Below are 18412 nucleotides of genomic sequence, written 5' to 3'. Positions count from 1 at the left end.
CGACAGTCGTCGGCGACGCAGTGTCCTAGACTGTTGATAATCCGACCTTTTCACAGTCGAACATCCGGCCGTATGTCTCATTTCGGCCGCTTCCGCCACTCCAACGGCCGAATACCAAAGTATGAAGTTTTTCGACACGCGACCCGGCGCTGTTGGGCCGAACGGCCGCCTACTAAAGTAGGCCCTCCCGCTGAGCCCGCGTGTGAGGTAATTCCGTTGCCCGTACGACGCCCGTTCCGGCACGGCCGGTACCTGCTCGTCCGCCGTGAGACCGCCGCCGACCGGACCGATGTCCGTGCCGTGCACGCTGCCGCGTTCACCAGGCCGGACACGCCCGGCATCGAGCCGTCGGAGGCATGGCTGGTCGACGCCCTGCGTGCCGACGGCGACCTGATCGCCGGCCTGTCGCTGGTCGCGGAGATCGACGGCGAGATCGTCGGGCACGTCTGCTGCAGCCGCGCGCGGGTCGGCACCCGCGACGGCGTGGTGGCACTGGGTCCGCTGGGCGTCAGCCCGAAACGGTGGGGCGTGGGCGTCGGCAGCGCGCTCATGCACGCCGTGCTGGCTGCCGCCGACGTCCTCGGCGTCCCCGCGGTCGTCCTGCTCGGCGACCCGCGGTACTTCGGCCGGTTCGGCTTCGTCCTCGCCGACACCCACGGCATCAGCCCGACGGTGCCGGCCTGGGCTCCCGCGTTCCAGCTGCGGCCACTGTCCGCCTATTCACCGGAACTGCGCGGCACCTTCCACTACGCCCCCGCCTTCGAACGCCTCTAGGCCAGCCCGTTCGCCTTCAGGAAATCCTCCGCGATATCCAGCGGGTTGCGCTTCTCCTCGGTGAACTCGACGTTCAGGTCGGTGAGCTTCTCCGTGGTCAGCACGGCCGAAACGCGGTTCAGCGCGTCACGCTCGCGCTGCGACAGCGTCCCCTTCGCCACCACCGGAACGATGTTCTGCGCGGGGAACATGTTCTTGTCGTCCTCCAGCGGAACGAACCCGTTGGCCTCGATCGTGGACGACGTGCTGAACAGGTCGGCGACCTGGATGTCGCCGGACCGCAACGCGGCCACGGTCACCGGCCCGCCGGTGTCGGTCGTCCGGATCTCCTTGAACTCGCACCCGTAGAGCGTCTTGATCTTCTCCTTCCAGCGGTCGGCCCACTGGCCTGGCCCGCCGAACACCAGATCCTTGCAGCGCGGCCCGAGGTCGGAGAACGTCCGGACCCCGGAGTCGGCCAGCTCTCTGCGCACGACGAGCAGGTCCTTGTCCTCGGCAGGCGCCTGGTCCAGCACCTCGAACGCGGGCGGCAGCACCTTGGTGAGCTCGGCGTAGACGTCCCGCGGCGTGGTCGCCTCGGTCTCCTTGTCGAAGTACCGCAACAGGTTGCCGCTGTAGTCGGGCACGACCGAGAGCGACCGGTCCTGCAGCGCCTTCACGACGACCTCGCGGCCGCCGACCGGCGGGCGCACCGTCACGTTGTCCGCCCCGGCGTTACGCAGCGCCCCCGCGTAGATCTGGGCCAGCAGCAACGACTCGCCGACGTCGGACGCGCCGATGATGATCTCGCCGGTCGGCCCGCCTTCGGCCCCGCCCTCCAGCGGGTTGCCGCAGCCGGCGAGCAACACCAGCGCGGCGAGGAACCCGAACACCTTGCGCTTCACTCGGCACCTCCGGCGTTGACTCCGCCCTTGCCCGCGGCCACGGCCGCCAGCCGCACCCCACGCGGCACCACTGCCCGCTGGAGCCCCGCGAACAGCAGGTCCAGCACGATCGCCAGCAACGCGGTCAGGATCGCGCCCGCCATCACCTCGGCGTAGTCCAGGATGGCCAGACCGTCGAGCAGGTACCGGCCGAGGCCGCCGAGCCCGACGTAGGAGGCGACGGCCGCGGTGGCCACCAGCTGCAGCACGGCGTTACGCACACCGCCGAGGACCAGCGGCAACGCGATCGGCACTTCGACCTTCCACAACTGCTGCCAGCCGGTCATCCCGACCCCGACCGCCGCGTCGACGACCCCGCGGTCGGTGGCACGCAGGCCCGCGTAGGTACCGGCCAGGATCGGCGGGATCGCCAGGATCACCAGGCCGATGACCGTGGCCAGCTCGCTCTCGGTGAGCAGCAGGAACAGAAAGGTGACCAGACCGAGCGTCGGCAACGCCCTGATCGCGTTGCCGACGGCCACGATGACCACCGAACCGCGGCCGGTGTGCCCGACGAACAGTCCCAGCGGGACGGCGATCACCAGCGCGATCACCAGTGACTGGAAGACGTACCAGAGGTGCTCACCCAGCCGGACCGGAACACCGTCCTCCCCGGACCAGTTGGCGGCCATGCCGAACCAGTCGAACAGCTCGTTCATTCCCCGCTCACCCCCACCGGCTTGGCACTACGCCGCCACGGCGTCAGCAACCGCAGCAGCAACACCAGCACCAGATCGACCACCAGCGCCAGCACCAGCGTCAGCACGATGCCGACGACGATCGGCGAGAAGTACTCCCGCTGGAAGCCGTCGGTGAACAGCACACCCAGCCCGCCGGTACCGATCAACGCGCCGACGCTGACCAGGCTGATGTTGCTCACCGACGCCACCCGGACCCCGGCTGCGAACACCGGCACCGACAGCGGCAGCTCGACCGCGAAAAACCGGCGGGCCGGCCGGTAGCCGACGGCGGTCGCGGCGGCGATCACGTGTGGTGGTACGGAATCCAGCGCGTCGAGCACCGGCCGCACCAGCAGCGCGGCGCTGTAGATGGTCAACGCCACCACGACGTTGACGCTGTCCAGGATCTTCGTGCCGATGATGCCGGGAATGACCACGAACAACGCCAGCGAGGGGATCGTGTACAGCAGGTTGGACAGCACCAGGGCGATGTTGCGGGCGACCTGCCAGCGCTTGCCGAGCCTGCCGATGGCGATCGCCAGCACCACGCCCAGCACCAGCGGCAGCAGGGCGAGGTAGACGTGCTCGAGCGTGATCTGCATCAGCTGCGAACGGTTGTTCGCGCTGCCCAGGTACCGGCCGAGTTCGTCGAAGAACTCACCCATGGTCGGCCGCCACGCTGCCCGGATGGTTCTCGATGACGTCGAGAACCTGGCCGGCGGTGACCGCACCGACCACCTGGCCGTCGGCGTTGACGACGACCCCGAGGCTGGCAGGCGAGGACAGCGCCGCGTCGAGCGCACCGCGGATCGGGGTGCCCTCCTGGTACAGCGAACCGCCCGCCCGCAGGTCTGTCTCCGCCAGCTCACCCTCCACAGTGGACCCGGGCGGCAGCCAGCCCCTCGGCTCGCGGTTGGCGTTCACCGCGAGCCGCCAGTCGTCGCTCGCGGTGACCGGCTTGCCGACGTCCACCGTCGCGATCGGATTGACCTCGACCCCGTCGGCGGACAGGAAGGACAGTCCCCGGTAGCCGCGGTCCTTGCCGACGAAACCGGCGACGAAGTCGTCGACCGGATGACGCAGCACGTCGGACGGCGTGCCGTACTGGGCGAGCCTGCCACCGACCCGCAGCACCGCGACCTTGTCGCCGAGCCGTACGGCCTCGTCGATGTCGTGGGTGACGAACACGATCGTCTTGCCCAGCTGCGACTGCAGCCGCAGCAGCTCGTCCTGCAGGCCCTCGCGGACCACCGGGTCGACCGCGGAAAACGGTTCGTCCATCAGCAGCACCGGCGAGTCCGCGGCGAGCGCCCTGGCCACCCCGACCCGCTGCTGCTGACCGCCGGACAGCTGGGCCGGATAACGCTTGCCCAGCTCGGCGGGCAGGCCGACGGTCTCCAGCAGCTCGGCCGCCCGCTTGCGTGCCCGCGCCTTGTCCCATCCGGACAGCAGCGGCACGGTGGCGACGTTGGACAGCACCGTCCTATGTGGAAAGAGGCCGGCATGCTGGATGACGTAACCGATGCCCCGCCGCAGCGTCGGCGGGTCGGTCTCCCTGATGTCCTTGCCGTCCAGCAGCACGGTGCCGGACGTCGGCTCGACCATCCGGTTGATCATGCGCAGTGACGTCGTCTTGCCGCAGCCGGACGGTCCGACGAAAACGGTGATCGTGCCGTCCTCGACCGTGAGGCTGAGGTCGTCGACCGCGACGGTTCCGTCCGGATACTTCTTGGTCACGCCCTGGAACTCGATCGCCACGTGGTACCCCACTCCCGTCCGGCGTCGCTGAAGAGGAAATCGACCCTAGCCGACGGGTACGACAATGGCACGGAAGCGACCACTAATCTCACCGAGTGAGTTCATTGGACGAACTGTTCACCGCGCACGGCGTCCGCGTGCGTCCGTTGCGGACCGCCATCGCGCTGTTGTGCGCCGGCTGGCTGCGTTTCGACGACCTGGTACGGCGATCGGCCGCGCCCCGGCGCAGCACGCAGGAACTGCTCGACGCGCTCGGCGACGCCGTGGAACGCGGCCCGCGCGGCCTGCGGATCCACCCGAAGTCCGTCGCGGACCTGCGACCGTGGGCGCAGCCCGTTCCGGCCGAACCGGGCGCCGAACAGCGCACCGCGGTCGAGCGACTGGTCGACGCGGTGCCGCCACCACTTGCCGCACTGGACCACGTCCAGGCCACATCGGACACCGTGCTGCGCCGGGCGCTGTGGCTGGACGAGGAGTACGACCTGCGCCGCACGCCGGTGCTGTTCCTCGGCGACCACGACGTCACGTCGCTGGCCGTGCACAGCCTGCGACCCGACGCCGACCTCACCGTGGTCGACCTCGACGAGCGGGTACTGGAGTACGTCGACCGGCACAGCGGCGGTGCCGTCCGGACCCTGCACGCCGACCTGCGGATCGGCCTGCCGCCCGCCGTGACGGGCTGGGCGGGCGTGGTGTTCAGCGATCCGCCGTACACCCCCGAGGGCATGGGCCTGTTCGCCCAGCGTGCGCTGGAGGCGCTCGCCGACCCGCCGCGCGGGGCCGTCGTCCTCGCCTACGGCTACAGCCCCCGGCACCCGGCGCTGGGCCTGCAGGTGCAGCGCGAGCTGCTGGAGCTGGGACTGACCTTCGAGGCCGTGCTGCCGGGGTTCTCCCGCTACACGGGCGCGCAGGCCATCGGCAGCGCGGCCGACCAGTACGTGCTGCAGCCCACCGCCAAGGCCCGCAAGGCGGGCGGGCGCAAACGCGGCATCTACACCCACGGCCCGCAGTCGGTCGAGTCGGCGGGCACGCCGCCCGAACTGCTGGACCGGCTGCGTGAGCTGGCAGGCGACGGCGCCGAACTACGGCAGGCGGACTGGTCGACGGCACGGCCGGGCCGGGTGGTCGCGGTCGACCTCACCGCCGATCCCGGCCCGTGGCTGCTCCGCGTCCTGCTCGGCACGAACGCGGAGCGGCTGGCCGTGCTGGTCGCCAACAACCATCCGGACATCGGCGACGCCGCCGCGCAGGCATCGCTGTCCGGGCTGGTCGCGGGCAAGTACCGGCTGCGTTACCTGCGCAGCAACCCGGACAGCAGGCACGCCGTGGTGCTGGCCGAGGCGGTCCCCGACGCCGATCCCCGGCTGCTCAAGGTCCACGCCCGGCTACGCAACCTGCTGCCCGGCACCGACGGCGACCACCGCCTCATCGACGTGCCGCGCCACCGGCTGGCCGAGTTACTGGCCTGACGCCACCCCGTCGGCGGCGGCCGCCTTGGCGACGGCTGCCGCGACCTCCGGCGCCACCCGCGGGTCGAGCGGACTGGGCACGATGCGGTCGGCGGCCAGGTCCTCCTCGGCCACCCCGACGATGGCGTCGGCCGCGGCCAGCTTCATGTTCTCGGTGATCGCCTTCGCGCCCGCGTCGAGCGCGCCGCGGAAGACGCCGGGGAACGCGAGCACGTTGTTGATCTGGTTGGGGAAGTCGCTGCGCCCGGTCGCCACCACCGACGCGTACTTCGCGGCGACGTCCGGGTGCACCTCCGGGTCCGGATTGGACAGTGCGAACACGACCGAGCCGGGCGCCATGGTGCTGAGCAGGTCCTCGTCGATCGTGGCACTGGACAGGCCGATGAACACGTCGGCGCCGCGGATCGCCTCCGGCAGGCCGCCGGTCAGCCCGGCGGAGTTGGTCTGCCCGGCCAGCTCCTCCTTGACCGGGTTCAGCGCGTCCCGGCCGGGGTGGATGATGCCCTTGGAGTCCAGCAGCGTGATGTCGCCGACGCCGGCGGCCCGCAGGATGCGCGCACACGCCACACCCGCCGCGCCCGCACCGGAGATGACCACCCGCTGGTCGCCGATGGAGCGGTCCAGCACCAGGTTGGCGCCGCGCAGCGCGGCCAGCACCACGATGGCCGTGCCGTGCTGGTCGTCGTGCATGACCGGGCAGTCCAGCGCGGCCTTGACCTTCTCCTCCAGCTCGAAGCAGCGCGGCGCGGAGATGTCCTCGAGGTTGACGGCGCCGAACGACGGCCGCAGCCGCACCAGCGTCTCGACGATCTCGTCGACGTCGGTGGTGTTCAGCACCAGCGGGATCGAGTCCAGCCCGGCGAACGTCTTGAACAGGACCGACTTGCCCTCCATCACCGGCAGCGAGGCGCTCGGGCCGATGTCGCCGAGACCGAGGACGGCGGTGCCGTCGCTGACCACGGCGACCAGGCGGTCGGCCCAGGTGTACCGCTGCGCGAGCGCGGCGTCGGCGGCGATGGCGCGGCTGACCTTCGCCACCCCGGGGGTGTAGGCGATGGACAGGTCGCGCGCGTGCTCGATGGGGCGCGCGGCGGCCACCGAGAGCTTGCCGCCCTCGTGCCCGCCGAAGATCTCGGCGTCGGTTACCGGCTGGTCGCTCTGGATCTTGCCGTTGACGGTATTTCCTGTCCCGACTTGGGCGGAAGACACTGGAATTCTCCTGAGTTCGAGCTGAGGCTGATCTCCAGCACGGCTGTTCCAACGCGGTAGCGCCGCCTGCCGGCGAGGCGTTCCGGCCGGCCATCGGCACCGTGGTGGGGCGACGACCGCGAACGCTGCGGTCGTGACAGTGTGCCAGGGTCCCCGACGGACTTGGACCCCAGGTGCGGCTGACGTCACAAATGATCTATTACAAGACGACCGTCCGGATTGAGAGGCGGTTGTGTGCGTCGAATAGAGTTTGGCCATGCAGGTACGCCAGCTCGCCGTGCGGGACTCCTACGAATTCATTCCCGCCATGTTCCCCGACCAACGCGGAATGTTCACCGCCCCCTTCCAGGAGTCCGTCTTCGTCGAGACCGTCGGCCACCGGCTGCACCTGGCGCAGTCCAACCACAGCGTGTCCGTGAAGGGCACGATCCGCGGCGTGCACTTCGCCGACATCCCGCCCGGTCAGGCGAAGTACGTCTACTGCCCCAAGGGCTCGCTGCTCGACGTGGTGGTGGACATCAGGGTCGGCTCGCCCACGTTCGGCGAATGGGACGTCGTCCGCCTCGACTCGACCGAGTACCGCGCGATGTACCTGGCGGAGGGCCTCGGGCACGCCTTCATGGCGCTGGAGGACGACACCCTGATGTCGTACCTGTGCTCGACCGGTTACAACCCCGGCCGCGAGCACGGCATCAGCCCGATGGACCCGGCACTGAACCTGCCCTGGCCTGCCGACCTGGAGCCGGTGCTCTCGCAGAAGGACATCGACGCGCCGACGCTGGCCGAGGCCAAGGACGCCGGCCTGCTGCCGCACTACGACGACTGCCTCGCGTACTACGACAAACTGCGTACGGCAAGCCACTAGGTGAATTGCCCGGATCCGGAACTGGGCTCCGGCCAGCAGGATCGTCGGCATGAGACGACTCCTCACCACGGCCTTCGCTGCCGCGGCACTGCTCGTGGCCGGTGCCACCGGCGCCGCCGCCGAGCCGGTCCCCGAGTTCGACTTCGCCGACTGCCCGGCACTGCCGGCCGGGGCCGACCCGGCGCTGTGGCGCTGTGAGGTGCTGGTGTCCACCGGCACGCTCACGTTCGGCAGGTTTCACGAGATGCCCGTTCGCACGATGCGGACCACGTTCGCCGAGGGCACGCTCGACGGCAGGCACGCGCAGGTGTTCGGCGCGCTACGGGCCGAACCCACGCCGCTGCCGGGACCGCTCCCGGTGGCGCTGCGGCCGCGGTACGCGGGCCACTTCGACTTCCACGAGAACGAGCAGCGCAAGGGCGAGATCGACCTCGCGTTCGCGCTGGAGGGGCCGATGCTGCCGCGGACCTGCGCGAGCACGCCCGTTCACTCGGTCGTGCAGGAGCACGGCCCGGCAGGCCCGGTGCCCGGTCACCCCGGAGTGGCGAAGTTCGGGCTGGTGGACCGCCAGCTCACCGTGCCGGCGACCACCGGCTGCGGCCCGCTGGGACGGCTGCTGGACCGCTACCTCGGCCTGCCCTCGCCCGCCGTCCACCTGCAGACCGTCTACGTGAAGATGCGGGGCTACTGACTCTTACGGGGGGTCACCCAGATCGTGATGGTGCCGGTCACCACCGGCTTGCCCGTCTTGTCGGACACGGTGACCGGCACCGCGAGGTCCACGCCCTCATCGCCGAACTCCGGGAGGTCCCCCACCTCGGCGACGGCACGCAGGCCGGTCGTGGCCTTGGCCACGTAGGCCACCTCCATGCCCTTGGGCAGCCATCGGTGGGTCGGCGGCACGGTGGCCTCGGCGAGCATGCCCATGGCGATCTCGGCCATGTTGCAGGCCGCGATCGCGTGGAACGTGCCGATGTGGTTGTGCACACCCCACCACTTGGGCGAGGTGACCTCACACCGGCCGGGCCGCAGCTCGCGGACGTGCGGCAGCACGGTGGCGAAGTAGGGCACCCGCAGGCACATCGCCAGTGAGAACAGCCTGCTTCCGCCCGGCTTGCCCGCCAGCGTGCGCCACATCCCGTAGGTCGAGTTCGCCGCCATTGTCCCTCCTCGTGTTACTGACGAGTAGCAAACCAGAGCGGGGGCTATATTCGCAAACGTGGATCATGTGCTCTACCTCCTACGGCACGGCGAGACCGAGTGGTCGGCCACCGGCAGGCACACCGGCCGCACCGACGTCCCGCTGACCGCCGAGGGCGAACGGCAGGCACGCGACGCCGGTGTGACGCTGGCCCGGCTACGGGCCGGCTCCGGCCCGGCGCTGGTGGTGACGAGTCCGCGCGAGCGGGCCGTTCGCACCGCCGAACTCGCCGGCCTGACCGTCAGCGAGACCACCGAGGACCTCGCCGAGTGGGACTACGGCGACTACGAGGGCCGCACGACGCCGGAGATCAGGGAGACCGTCCCCGGCTGGACCGTGTGGACCCACCCGATGACCGGCGGCGAATCCGCCGAGGAGGTCGGCGCCCGCGCCCGCCGCGTACTCGACCGCGCCACCGAGGCCATGTCCGGCGGCGACGTCGTACTGGTCGGTCACGGCCACTTCAGCCGCGTGCTGATCGCCACCTGGCTCCGCCTGCCCCCGGCAGCGGGCGTCCACTTCGGACTCAGCGCGGCAGGCCTGAGCGTGCTCGGCGACGAACGCGGCGAGCCACAGCTGCGCCACCTCAACCTTCCCCCGATCACAGAGTGAGGTTTCGTTGCCCGACAAGCGGATCCGTCGAATCCAGGAATCCGATGTGGACGCCGTGGTCGGCCTGGTCCACGAGCTGGCCGAGTACGAGCGGGCACCGCAGGAGTGCCACCTGACCTCCGACCACCTGCGGCTCGCCCTGTTCGGCCCCGCACCGGCGTTGTTCGGTCACGTCGCGGAGGTCGACGGCGAGGTGGTCGGCTGCGCGCTGTGGTTCCTCAACTTCTCCACCTGGCGTGGCGTGCACGGCATCTACCTCGAGGACCTCTACGTGCAGCCGTCGCTGCGCGGCAGCGGCCTCGGCAAGGCGCTACTGGCGGCGCTGGCCGAGGAGTGCGCCGACCGCGGCTACGCGCGGCTGGAGTGGGCGGTCCTGAAGTGGAACCCGGCGACGGAGTTCTACCGGGCGCTCGGCGCGGCCACGATGGACGAGTGGGAGACCTGCCGCCTCACCGACGGCCCGCTCCACGCGCTGGCGGAGTTCTCCCGGACGGCGTAGCGGCGCGGGTTCGCCCCAAGCACGTGAAGGCCACCTTCACCACGTCTGGCGACAGGAACTCGGCCTTCACGCGAGCCCAGGTGCCCCGCTGGCATCGCCGGCCACGGCAGCCCCACCAGCCACACCCGTAAGGCAGCAAGGGAGCTTTACTACCCTTCTTCGCTAGTAAACCTCCCTCGCTCACGCACCCACGCCCGACTTCGCCGGGCCCCTGACGTGAGACGTAATGAAGGTGGCCTTCACGTGCCTTGGCTCTCGTCCTGGCCGCGGCGGGCGGCGCGGCCCTCGGCGCCGTCGCGCTCGGCCGCCTCCTCCTCGGTCTCGCCGTCGCGCAGGTCGAGCACCCACGCCCGGGACGGCCTGCGGAACAGCAGCACGACCACGGCCAGCCCGACGACGATGATCGGCACCCCCAGCACCGGGAAGCCGGACGGCCCCGCCGTGTACCAGCCCACGCCGGCCAGGGTCAGCGCCACCACGACGGACGGCGAGCGCGCCCACGTCTGCCCGAACAGCAGCCCGCCCGCGCAGAACAGCACGCCGATGCCGAGCACGGCGTAGAAGCCCGCCTCGGCGTAGACGTTGCTGTTGCCGAGGCTGGTCCGGCCGGTCAGGCCGCCGATGAGCAGCATGACGGCCATGACCATCAACGTCAGACCGGGGAGCGCGGTGAGCGCACCGGCGAGGCGGACCTCACGCGGCGCCGGGGAGATCTTGTCGGCTAGTGGCACGGATGACCTCTGCTGTTCGGACCCGCCCCGGGGTCGGCCTGGGCGGATGACCGTGCGTGAACACTTTCGATGGTATGCCACCCGGTCGGCCGTTTTCGTCCGGCCGCCGGTCGAGTCAAGATTCGGTTGTCGTCGATGAGCCGGGCGGTCCCCGGGGTGCACTCGTCACGACGCGAGCGGACGAGAAGGAGGCCGGAGGAGGGCAACGCCACATCGGCCCCGTGGAGGCCGTTGTGTCACTTACCCTGCGGTAGTGCGCGCTGTCCTGGTCGTGAACCCGCAGGCCACGGCCACCACCGCCGGTGGCCGTGACGTGCTCGCGCACGCGCTGGCGAGCCAGGTGAAGCTGGACGTCGTGGAGACCGACTACCGCGGCCACGCGATGGCGGTCGCCCGGTCGGCGGCCAGGGACGGCATCGACCTCGTGGTCGCCCACGGCGGCGACGGCACGGTCAACGAGGTCGTCAACGGCCTGCTCGCCGACGGCCCCGAGGGCGCACCGCGGCTCGGCGTCGTGCCCGGCGGGTCCGCCAACGTCTTCGCCCGCGCACTGGGCCTGCCCCGCGATCCGGTCGAGGCGACGCACCGGCTGCTGCAGGCCGTCGAGCGCGACACCTCCCGCCGGGTCGGCCTCGGGCAGGCCGACGGCCGCTGGTTCACCTTCAACTCCGGACTGGGCTGGGACGCCGACGTCGTCGCCGGCGTCGACCGCAGGCGCGGCAAGCGCGCGGGCCAGGTGCTCTATCTACGGACGGCGGTGGCCAGCTACCTGCACCCGCCGCTGGGCCGCTGCGAGCTGACCGTCCAGTACCCAGGCGGCGAGCCGGTGAACGTGCGGTGCGCGTTCGTCTCCAACACCGACCCGTGGACCTACCTCGGCAACCGGGCCGTGCATCTGAACAGCGACACGTCCTTCGACACCGGTCTCGGTCTGTTCGCGCTGCGGTCGATGCCGCTGCCCACCGTGCTGAACCAGGCCCGCCAGGCTCTGCGGGCGAACGGCAGGCACCGCGGTAAGCGGTTGGTCCGCCACGACGACCTGCCGATCGTGCGCATCGACGCGCCGGAACCGGTAAACTTCCAGGTGGACGGCGACCTGGTCGGACAGCGGACCAGTGTGGAGTTCATCAGCGTCCCTTCGGCGCTGACCGTGTTCGTGTGACCGGCGTTACAACACTGCCGGGAGCGTCACAGCACACTGATCGTACGAGCGATGCACCAACTACCGTTCGTCGATCAGAAGGCTCCACTCACCGCACGGCCCTTCCCCAGCAGTGGCCGTTTCGGACGGAAACCGCAGGTCAGACGGGTAGCTCGGCCGGGTGAGCTGACTCACCGATCTTCAGAAAACCCTTGTCGAACTGCGTGCTTCGTGAAAGCATTCACAAGCACCCCAAAAAACGACCGCCATGACGACTGTGGCGTTGACTGCTACGCCACCACTAAAGGAGCTCAGAGAAATGGACTGGCGCCACGACGCGGCCTGCCGAGACGAGGACCCCGAGCTGTTCTTCCCGGTGGGAACCAGTGGGCCTGCTCTGTCGCAGGTAGCGCAGGCGAAGGCCGTATGCCACCGCTGCACCGTAGCTTCCGACTGCCTGGCCTGGGCTCTGGCCAGCGGTCAGGACGCCGGTGTCTGGGGCGGGATGAGCGAAGACGAGCGGCGCGCGCTCAAGCGTCGTCGTACGCACATCGGCATGCGCTCCACCGCCTGATCAAAAAGGCAACACCCGCGGTCGGCGTCCGCCGCAGCAGGACCCATTTCGACCGCACCTCAGGGATCAGCGAATCCCTCGCAAACGTCTGAGAGCCGGCACCCGGCAAGGGTGCCGGCTCTTGACGTTTCCACGCGACCTCTACATGCGACGGCTGAGCGGGATCCGCAGGGCGGCTTCGGTGCCGGTTTTCCTGCCCCGCAAGGAAAGTGAGCCACGCAGCTCGGACTCGGCGAGCGTGCGGACGATCTGCAGCCCGAGCCCGTCGCTGCGTTCGAGGGAGAATCCGGACGGCAGTCCCTTGCCGTCGTCGCGGATCACCACGTCCAGCCAACGGGCCGTTCGCTCGACGACGAGCTCCACGGTGCCCGGCCTGCCGCCGGGGAACGCGTGCTCCACGGCGTTCTGCACCAGCTCCGCGACCACCATCACCAGCGGGGTGGCGATTTCCGCGACCACCACGCCGAACGATCCGCTGCGCTTCAGCGTGACGTGCGGCTCGGCGGTGGCCACCTCACCCACCATCGGCAGGACGTTGTCCAGCAGCTTGTCCAGATCGACCCGCTCGTCGACCGAAATGGACAGTGCTTCGTGGACCATGGCGATCGAGGACACCCGGCGCACCGACTCCTCGAGTGCCTGGCGTGCCTCGTCGCTGGCCGTCCGCCGGGACTGCAGCCGCAGCAACGCGGCGACCGTCTGCAGGTTGTTCTTCACCCGGTGGTGGATCTCGCGGATGGTGGCGTCCTTCGACAGCAGCGCGCGGTCGCGTCGCTTGACCTCGGTGACGTCGCGCACGAGCACCAGCGCGCCGGCGGCCTTACCGGCGGGACGCAGCGGCAGCGCGCGGAACAGGACCACCGCGCCACGGCGGGAGTCGGCCTCGGTGCGGCTGCCGGGCTTGCCGTCCAGCGCGTCGAGAATGCGGTGCGAGACCTCGGTGGCGTCGAACGGATCGCGGATCAGCGACCTGGTCAGCGGCGCGAGCCGCACGCCGACGAGGTCGGACTCGTAGCCCATCCGGTGATAGGCGGACAGGCCGTTGGGGCTGGCGAACACGACCGCGCCGGTGCCGTCGAGCCGGATCAGGCCGTCCCCGACCCGGGGGCTGGTGTGGACGTCGGTGCGGGTGTCGATGCTGGGGAACGTGCCGTCGGCGATCATCTGGCACAGGTCGGCCGCGCTGCCGAGGTAGGCGATCTCCAGCGGGCTGGGCACCCGCGGCGCCGCCAGGTTGGTCTCCCGGCTGAGCACCGCGATCACCTTGCCGTCGAACGTCACCGGGATGGCCTCCCTGCGCATCGGCAGGTCCTGGTACCAGTGCGGGTCCTCCTCGCGGCAGATCTTGACCTCACGCATGGCCCTGGCCAGCTGCGGGTGGTCGTCGACGGTGAACCGGGAGCCGACGACGTCCTCCGGGTGCGCGGTGGGCGCGGTGGTCGGGCGGGCCTGCGCGACGCAGACGAAGTCGCCGCCGTCGGGCTGCAGCGACTCCAGCACCGGGGCCCACATGAGGAAGTCGGCGAAGGACAGGTCGGCCAGTAGCTGCCATTCCGCGACGACCGCCTGGAGGTGGTCGGCCGCCTCCCCGGAGAGCCCGGTGTTCTCGGCGAGCAGGTCCGAGAGGATGGTCACGAGCGTCAGCCCTCCTGCGATCGGGTGGTCGTCACGTGCCACACTAGAGAGCACGTCAGCGCCCCGCTCAGGGCGGAGGCCGCACCGCGATCGAGGAGTCGACATGTCGAAGCGCGCGCGCAAGCGTCGTGACCGCAAGAAGAACGGCGCGAACCACGGCAAGAAGCCCAACGCCTGAGTGCGAACGCGCGGAGGGCCCGTCCAGGTGCTGGACGGGCCCTCCGCGCGTTTCCGGGCTATTCGGAGGTGCGCTGGATGCGCACCTCGGCCTCCTCGATCGTCACGTTGCCGCGCTCGGCCACCGTGTGCCGGATCGACGCCCGCAGCCGCTCCTTGAGGTCCTTCGGCGCCTGATCGCCGCCGCACTTGCGTGCCAGCAGCTGCTTGAGCTGCTCGTCGATCCCGTACTCCTCCAGGCACGGCGGGCAGTCGTCGAGGTGCTTGCGCAGCTCCACCTCGTGCTCGGCGGTGCACTCCTTGTCGAGCAGCAGGTAGATCTCGGCCAGCGCTTCCTCGCAGTTGACCTTGCCGGAGTCGTCGCAGCCGTTCATCGGCCAGCCACCTCCTGTTTGGCCCCCCGGATGAATCCCCGGTCACGCGCCACGTCGGCCAGCAGCTCCCTGAGCTGTCCACGACCGCGGTGCAGCCGCGACATCACGGTCCCGATGGGCGTGTCCATGATCTCGGCGATCTCCTTGTACGCGAAGCCTTCGACGTCGGCAAGGTACACCGCCAGCCGGAAGTCCTCCGGCAGACGCTGCAGCGCCGCCTTCACGTCGCTGTCGGGCAGCTTGTCCAGTGCCTCGACCTCGGCCGACCGCAGCCCGGAGGAGGTGTGACTCTCCGCTTTCGCCAGCTGCCAGTCGGTGATTTCCTCGGTGGGCTGCTGGACGGGCTGGCGCTGCCGCTTGCGGTAGCCGTTGATGTAGGTGTTGGTCAGGATCCGGTACAGCCACGCCTTGAGGTTCGTGCCCTCCTTGAAGGAGGCGAACGCGGCGTAGGCCTTGAGGTAGGTCTCCTGGACCAGGTCCTCGGCGTCGGCCGGGTTGCGGGTCATCCGCATGGCCGCGGCGTACAGCTGGTCGAGCAGTGGCATGGCGTCGCGCTCGAACCGCTCGGCGCGTTCCTGCTCGGTGGCAGCCGTGGAGTCTTGCGTGCTCGGCAAACCGATCCCTTCGCCGGTGGCGCGCGCACCCGTAGCGGAGTGCGCATACGTCCCCGAGGATACGCGGATGGTTCCACGCCGCTGGGCACGCCTGGTTGTCATCAGGTTCGTCGACACGTGAGCGTCAACGTCGCTCCGGCCGTCAACATTCCCCGCCGTAAACTCCGCCCATGGCAGGCAAGGGAACCCCGGCGACGGCGTTGCTGAGCAAGCGGAAGGTCGCGTTCACGCTGCACAGCTACGAGCACGACCCCAGGTCGGAGTCCTACGGCACGGAGGCGGCCGAGGTGCTCGGCCTGGACCCGGCGCGGGTGTTCAAGACCCTGGTCGCCGACGTCGACGGCAAGCTGACGGTCGGTGTGGTTCCGGTCACCGGCCAGCTGGACCTCAAGGCGCTGGCGGCCGCCGTCGGCGGCAAGAAGGCGAAGATGGCCGACCCGGTCGCCGCCCAGCGGGCCACCGGGTACGTGGTGGGCGGCATCTCGCCGCTGGGGCACCGCAGCAGGCTGCCGGTGGTGATCGACGCCACCGCCACCGGGTTCGCCACCGTGCACTGCTCGGCCGGCCGTCGTGGCCTCGAGGTGGAGCTGGCGCCGGACGACCTGGTCCGGCTCACCGGCGCCGTGGTAGCTGACATTTCAGCTGCTTAGCGGCCGGAGGACCTTCTCCAGCCACTCGGTCGCCGAGCGGGCGATGCCCTGCAGGTCGGCCGACAGGCTGTGGTCGCCCTTGAGCAGCACGACCTCGTGGTGCGGGCCGGCCTGCGGCCTGCCGAACGGGTCGGTCTCGCCCTGGATGACCAGCGTGGGCACCTCGACGGCGTCGAGTTCGGGCTGGCGGGTCTTCTCCGGCTTGCCCGGCGGGTGGGTCGGGAACGCCAGGCAGAGCACGGCGGCCGCCTGGCCCTCGGCGGCCGTGCGGCACGCCACCCGGGCGCCGGAGGACCGGCCGCCGAACACCAGCGGCATGCCGTCGAACCGGGTGCCCGCCAGCTCCTCGGCCACGGCGAGCCAGGCGGCGTCCAGCTGCCGGGCCGGTGCGGGAGCCCGCCTGCCCGCCACCCGGTAGGGCTGCTCGACCAGCGCCACGTGGACCCCCGCGCCCTGGGCCGCCCTGGTGACGGCGATCAGGTCCTTGGCGCCGAACCCGCCGCCCGCGCCGTGGCCGAGCAGCAGCGCCGCCCTGCCCTCCTCGGCGCAGTGCAGCTCGACCCGGGCCGGGCCGTGCGGGGTGTCGATCAGCAGGTTCGTCATTTCGGCAGGTCGAAGAGGGCGCTGTCGTCGAGGTCGGCCGCCGGCTCGACCCGTTCGATCAGCTCGGGGCCGTTGTTGCGGACGTTGTTGACCTTGCTCGACACCGGGCGCAGCTCCAGCGCGTCGACCAGGTCGCGGGGCGGGTTGGCGAGGAAGTCGCCGACGTCCTCGCGGTCCGGGTCCAGCCAGTCGTTCCAGCCGGACTTCGGCACCAGCAGCGGCATGCGGTGGTGGACGTCGGTGAGCTGACCGATCGCGTCGGTGGTGATGATCGAGCAGGTGACCAGCGGCGGCGCGTCGGCCTCGGCCTTCGGGTCCCGCCAGGTCTCCCAGATGCCGGCGAAGCTCAGCGACGCGCCGTCGGCGCCGGTCATGAAGAAGGGTTCCTTCTCCTTGCCGTTGCGGCGCCACTCGAACCAGCCGTCGGCCGGCAGCAGGCAGCGGCGCTTGGCCAGCGCCTTGCGGAAGGCGGGCTTCTCGGTGGCCGTCTCGGCGCGGGTGTTGATCATGCGGTTGCCGACGCTGGGGTCCTTCGCCCAGAACGGCACCAGGCCCCACTTCATCAGCCGCAGGCTGCGCACGGCCGGTTCCTCGTCGAGCACGTTGCCCTCGGCGTCGCGCGGGTGGCGCTGGACGACCGCGACGACCTTCTTGGTGGGCGCCACGTTGTGGTCGACGCGGACCTGCTCGTCACCGGTCTCGTCGACCGCGTCGAACTCGGCGGCCAGCGCGGCCGGGTTCTTCGTGGCGGCGTAGCGGCCACACATGGTCGGCACTCCGTTCGCTCGGGGTCTGGTTCGGACCATCGTTTCACGGTTTGGTACCGCATGGGGGATCATGCACGGGCAGACGAAGGGTCGTGGTGGGTTGAGCAAGCGGGACTGGCGCAGGCTGGACGAGTCCGACGTCCGCGTGCGCCCCGGCCGTGGCTCGCGGCCCCGCACCAAGCGCAGGCCCGAGCATTCCGACGCCGTCAGCGCCATGGTGACCGGTGTCGACCGTGGACGGTGGACCTGCGCCGTCGCGGGCGACCCCGCGCGGCAGGTGACCGCGATGCGGGCACGCGAACTCGGCCGTACCCCGGTGGTCGTCGGCGACGCGGTGGATCTGGTCGGCGACGTGAGCGGCAAGCCGGACACCCTGGCCAGGATCGTGCGCGTGGCCGAACGGTCCAGCGTGCTGCGGCGGACCGCCGACGACACCGACCCCTACGAGCGGGTCGTCGTCGCCAACGCCGAGCAGCTGGTCATCGTCACCGCGCTGGCCGATCCGCCGCCGCGTACCGGGTTCATCGACCGTTGCCTGGTCGCCTGCTACGCGGGTGGCCTCGAGCCGGTGCTGTGCCTGACCAAGGCCGACCTGGCCAGCCCGGACGAGCTGCTGGCCGGCTACGCGGATCTGGCCGTCCCGGCGGTGGTCACCCGGCACGATCAGCCGCCCGGGGCGCTGGCCGAACGGCTGACCGGACGGGTGTCTGCCCTCGTCGGACACTCCGGTGTCGGCAAGTCGACACTGGTGAACCAGCTGATCCCGGACGCCGCACTGGCGACGGGTGAGGTGAGTGCCGTCGGCAAGGGCAGGCACACGTCGGTCGCGGCGATCGCACTTCCCCTCGCCGACGGCGGCTGGGTGGTCGACACGCCGGGGGTGCGGTCGTTCGGGCTGGCGCACGTCACGGCCGACGACATCGTCGAGGCTTTCGAGGAGTTCGCCGAGGCCGCGGAGGAATGCCCGTCCGGCTGCGGGCACCTCGGCCCGCCCGAGGACCCGGACTGCGCGCTGGACGACGTCGTTTCCGCAGGCCAGGCCGGCGCGAGCAGGCTGGAGTCGCTGCGCAGGCTGCTCGCCTCCCACGCCGGTATCGAACCGTGACGTCCGGTTGGCAAACCTTTTCACCCGTTCAGGCGTGAATTTCCTGTTCGC

At 70.5% G+C, this 18412-nt stretch carries 23 protein-coding genes; 11 read left to right on the top strand and 12 right to left on the bottom strand.

The window, feature by feature from the left end; all coding sequences use genetic code 11:
- The first annotated feature begins 252 nt into the window (after window positions 1–252).
- On the top strand, window positions 253–774 hold the full coding sequence (locus EWH70_RS26875) for a GNAT family N-acetyltransferase (protein ID WP_130478474.1): 522 nt from the start codon (window positions 253–255) through the stop codon (window positions 772–774).
- Here EWH70_RS26875 and EWH70_RS26870 read toward each other — a convergent pair.
- Genes EWH70_RS26870 through EWH70_RS26855 form a run of 4 tightly spaced genes read right to left on the bottom strand, consistent with a single transcriptional unit; the run spans window position 771 to window position 4135 of the window.
- Window positions 771–1658 (bottom strand): ABC transporter substrate-binding protein, encoded by an 888-nt coding sequence (locus EWH70_RS26870; RefSeq protein ID WP_130478312.1) that lies wholly within the window; start codon window positions 1656–1658, stop codon window positions 771–773. The two genes, EWH70_RS26875 and EWH70_RS26870, sit on opposite strands and share 4 nt — an antisense overlap.
- Entirely contained in the window at window positions 1655–2356 is a 702-nt protein-coding gene (locus EWH70_RS26865) for an ABC transporter permease (protein WP_130478311.1), read from the bottom strand. Before EWH70_RS26865 ends, EWH70_RS26870 begins: the two co-directional genes overlap by 4 nt.
- Complete coding sequence (locus EWH70_RS26860) at window positions 2353–3042, bottom strand: ABC transporter permease (protein WP_130478310.1); 690 nt, start codon at window positions 3040–3042, stop codon at window positions 2353–2355. The genes EWH70_RS26865 and EWH70_RS26860 overlap by 4 nt, the downstream gene beginning before the upstream one ends.
- A complete protein-coding gene (locus tag EWH70_RS26855) occupies window positions 3035–4135 on the bottom strand; it encodes an ABC transporter ATP-binding protein (protein ID WP_130478309.1) in 1101 nt (366 codons plus the stop codon). Before EWH70_RS26855 ends, EWH70_RS26860 begins: the two co-directional genes overlap by 8 nt.
- Window positions 4136–4230: 95 nt before the next feature.
- On the opposite strand from EWH70_RS26855, the gene EWH70_RS26850 reads away from it, so the two are divergent.
- Complete coding sequence (locus tag EWH70_RS26850; RefSeq protein ID WP_130478308.1) at window positions 4231–5604, top strand: bis-aminopropyl spermidine synthase family protein; 1374 nt, start codon at window positions 4231–4233, stop codon at window positions 5602–5604.
- Here EWH70_RS26850 and EWH70_RS26845 read toward each other — a convergent pair.
- Window positions 5593–6768, bottom strand: a complete 1176-nt coding sequence (locus EWH70_RS26845) for an NAD(P)-dependent malic enzyme (protein WP_130478473.1) — start codon at window positions 6766–6768, stop codon at window positions 5593–5595. The two genes, EWH70_RS26850 and EWH70_RS26845, sit on opposite strands and share 12 nt — an antisense overlap.
- Window positions 6769–7069: 301 nt before the next feature.
- On the opposite strand from EWH70_RS26845, the gene EWH70_RS26840 reads away from it, so the two are divergent.
- The gene (locus EWH70_RS26840; protein WP_130478307.1) at window positions 7070–7678 is read left to right on the top strand and encodes a dTDP-4-dehydrorhamnose 3,5-epimerase family protein; all 609 of its coding nucleotides are present in this window, start codon (window positions 7070–7072) and stop codon (window positions 7676–7678) included.
- Window positions 7679–7727: 49 nt separating this feature from the next.
- Window positions 7728–8369 carry a hypothetical protein gene (locus EWH70_RS26835; RefSeq protein ID WP_240687250.1) on the top strand — a complete coding sequence of 214 codons (642 nt, stop codon included), beginning with the start codon at window positions 7728–7730 and terminating at the stop codon, window positions 8367–8369.
- Here EWH70_RS26835 and EWH70_RS26830 read toward each other — a convergent pair.
- Window positions 8363–8839: a hotdog fold domain-containing protein gene (locus EWH70_RS26830; RefSeq protein WP_130478306.1), complete on the bottom strand. Its 477-nt coding sequence runs from the start codon at window positions 8837–8839 to the stop codon at window positions 8363–8365. The two genes, EWH70_RS26835 and EWH70_RS26830, sit on opposite strands and share 7 nt — an antisense overlap.
- A gap of 58 nt (window positions 8840–8897) precedes the next feature.
- On the opposite strand from EWH70_RS26830, the gene EWH70_RS26825 reads away from it, so the two are divergent.
- Together EWH70_RS26825 and EWH70_RS26820 are read left to right on the top strand one after the other, a co-directional pair.
- Window positions 8898–9491 (top strand): acid phosphatase, encoded by a 594-nt coding sequence (locus tag EWH70_RS26825; protein ID WP_130478305.1) that lies wholly within the window; start codon window positions 8898–8900, stop codon window positions 9489–9491.
- Between the two features lie 7 nt (window positions 9492–9498).
- On the top strand, window positions 9499–9990 hold the full coding sequence (locus EWH70_RS26820) for a GNAT family N-acetyltransferase (protein WP_130478304.1): 492 nt from the start codon (window positions 9499–9501) through the stop codon (window positions 9988–9990).
- Between the two features lie 239 nt (window positions 9991–10229).
- Here EWH70_RS26820 and EWH70_RS26815 read toward each other — a convergent pair whose 3' ends face one another.
- Window positions 10230–10721 carry a hypothetical protein gene (locus tag EWH70_RS26815; RefSeq protein ID WP_130478303.1) on the bottom strand — a complete coding sequence of 164 codons (492 nt, stop codon included), beginning with the start codon at window positions 10719–10721 and terminating at the stop codon, window positions 10230–10232.
- A 253-nt stretch (window positions 10722–10974) separates the two neighbouring features.
- Between EWH70_RS26815 and EWH70_RS26810 the strand changes: the two genes are divergently transcribed.
- Together EWH70_RS26810 and EWH70_RS26805 are read left to right on the top strand one after the other, a co-directional pair.
- A complete protein-coding gene (locus EWH70_RS26810; protein ID WP_130478302.1) occupies window positions 10975–11883 on the top strand; it encodes a diacylglycerol/lipid kinase family protein in 909 nt (302 codons plus the stop codon).
- A 298-nt stretch (window positions 11884–12181) separates the two neighbouring features.
- Complete coding sequence (locus EWH70_RS26805) at window positions 12182–12436, top strand: WhiB family transcriptional regulator (RefSeq protein WP_130478301.1); 255 nt, start codon at window positions 12182–12184, stop codon at window positions 12434–12436.
- A gap of 141 nt (window positions 12437–12577) precedes the next feature.
- On the opposite strand, the gene EWH70_RS26800 is transcribed toward EWH70_RS26805, so the two are convergent.
- Window positions 12578–14071, bottom strand: coding sequence for a sensor histidine kinase (locus EWH70_RS26800; protein WP_130478300.1), 1494 nt, complete (start codon window positions 14069–14071; stop codon window positions 12578–12580).
- 103 nt (window positions 14072–14174) lie between these two features.
- Here EWH70_RS26800 and EWH70_RS36740 point away from each other — a divergent pair, with 103 nt between their 5' ends.
- Window positions 14175–14249 carry a 50S ribosomal protein bL37 gene (locus EWH70_RS36740; protein WP_098515123.1) on the top strand — a complete coding sequence of 25 codons (75 nt, stop codon included), beginning with the start codon at window positions 14175–14177 and terminating at the stop codon, window positions 14247–14249.
- A 58-nt stretch (window positions 14250–14307) separates the two neighbouring features.
- Here the strand turns inward: EWH70_RS36740 and rsrA are convergent, their stop codons facing one another.
- The gene (rsrA, locus tag EWH70_RS26790; protein WP_130478298.1) at window positions 14308–14622 is read right to left on the bottom strand and encodes a mycothiol system anti-sigma-R factor; all 315 of its coding nucleotides are present in this window, start codon (window positions 14620–14622) and stop codon (window positions 14308–14310) included.
- Complete coding sequence (locus EWH70_RS26785; RefSeq protein WP_130478297.1) at window positions 14619–15236, bottom strand: sigma-70 family RNA polymerase sigma factor; 618 nt, start codon at window positions 15234–15236, stop codon at window positions 14619–14621. The genes rsrA and EWH70_RS26785 overlap by 4 nt, the downstream gene beginning before the upstream one ends.
- Before the next feature lie 170 nt (window positions 15237–15406).
- Here EWH70_RS26785 and ybaK point away from each other — a divergent pair, with 170 nt between their 5' ends.
- Entirely contained in the window at window positions 15407–15886 is a 480-nt protein-coding gene (gene ybaK, locus EWH70_RS26780) for a Cys-tRNA(Pro) deacylase (protein WP_130478296.1), read from the top strand.
- Here ybaK and EWH70_RS26775 read toward each other — a convergent pair.
- Both EWH70_RS26775 and EWH70_RS26770 read right to left on the bottom strand, forming a co-directional pair.
- A complete protein-coding gene (locus tag EWH70_RS26775) occupies window positions 15875–16489 on the bottom strand; it encodes an alpha/beta hydrolase family protein (protein WP_130478295.1) in 615 nt (204 codons plus the stop codon). The two genes, ybaK and EWH70_RS26775, sit on opposite strands and share 12 nt — an antisense overlap.
- Entirely contained in the window at window positions 16486–17256 is a 771-nt protein-coding gene (locus EWH70_RS26770) for an SOS response-associated peptidase (protein ID WP_130478294.1), read from the bottom strand. Before EWH70_RS26770 ends, EWH70_RS26775 begins: the two co-directional genes overlap by 4 nt.
- Before the next feature lie 100 nt (window positions 17257–17356).
- Here EWH70_RS26770 and rsgA point away from each other — a divergent pair, with 100 nt between their 5' ends.
- The gene (gene rsgA, locus EWH70_RS26765) at window positions 17357–18361 is read left to right on the top strand and encodes a ribosome small subunit-dependent GTPase A (protein ID WP_130478293.1); all 1005 of its coding nucleotides are present in this window, start codon (window positions 17357–17359) and stop codon (window positions 18359–18361) included.
- Window positions 18362–18412: the final 51 nt, after the last annotated feature.

Origin of the sequence: Amycolatopsis suaedae (assembly GCF_004214935.1) — a bacterium.
In the GTDB taxonomy this organism is placed as follows: Bacteria; Actinomycetota; Actinomycetes; order Mycobacteriales; family Pseudonocardiaceae; genus Amycolatopsis; species Amycolatopsis suaedae.
This window is presented reverse-complemented; position numbering and strand designations above follow the sequence as displayed.

Bases quoted from the DNA above. Each gene is read 5' to 3' on its own strand.
- ybaK (WP_130478296.1), top strand. From the start codon at position 15,407: ATGGCAGGCAAGGGAACCCCGGCGACGGCGTTGCTGAGCAAGCGGAAG.
- EWH70_RS26865 (WP_130478311.1), bottom strand. From the start codon at position 2,356: ATGAACGAGCTGTTCGACTGGTTCGGCATGGCCGCCAACTGGTCCGGG.
- EWH70_RS26860 (WP_130478310.1), bottom strand. From the start codon at position 3,042: ATGGGTGAGTTCTTCGACGAACTCGGCCGGTACCTGGGCAGCGCGAAC.
- EWH70_RS26840 (WP_130478307.1), top strand. From the start codon at position 7,070: ATGCAGGTACGCCAGCTCGCCGTGCGGGACTCCTACGAATTCATTCCC.
- EWH70_RS26805 (WP_130478301.1), top strand. From the start codon at position 12,182: ATGGACTGGCGCCACGACGCGGCCTGCCGAGACGAGGACCCCGAGCTG.
- EWH70_RS26770 (WP_130478294.1), bottom strand. From the start codon at position 17,256: ATGTGTGGCCGCTACGCCGCCACGAAGAACCCGGCCGCGCTGGCCGCC.
- EWH70_RS26835 (WP_240687250.1), top strand. From the start codon at position 7,728: ATGAGACGACTCCTCACCACGGCCTTCGCTGCCGCGGCACTGCTCGTG.
- rsrA (WP_130478298.1), bottom strand. From the start codon at position 14,622: ATGAACGGCTGCGACGACTCCGGCAAGGTCAACTGCGAGGAAGCGCTG.
- EWH70_RS26775 (WP_130478295.1), bottom strand. From the start codon at position 16,489: ATGACGAACCTGCTGATCGACACCCCGCACGGCCCGGCCCGGGTCGAG.
- EWH70_RS26830 (WP_130478306.1), bottom strand. From the start codon at position 8,839: ATGGCGGCGAACTCGACCTACGGGATGTGGCGCACGCTGGCGGGCAAG.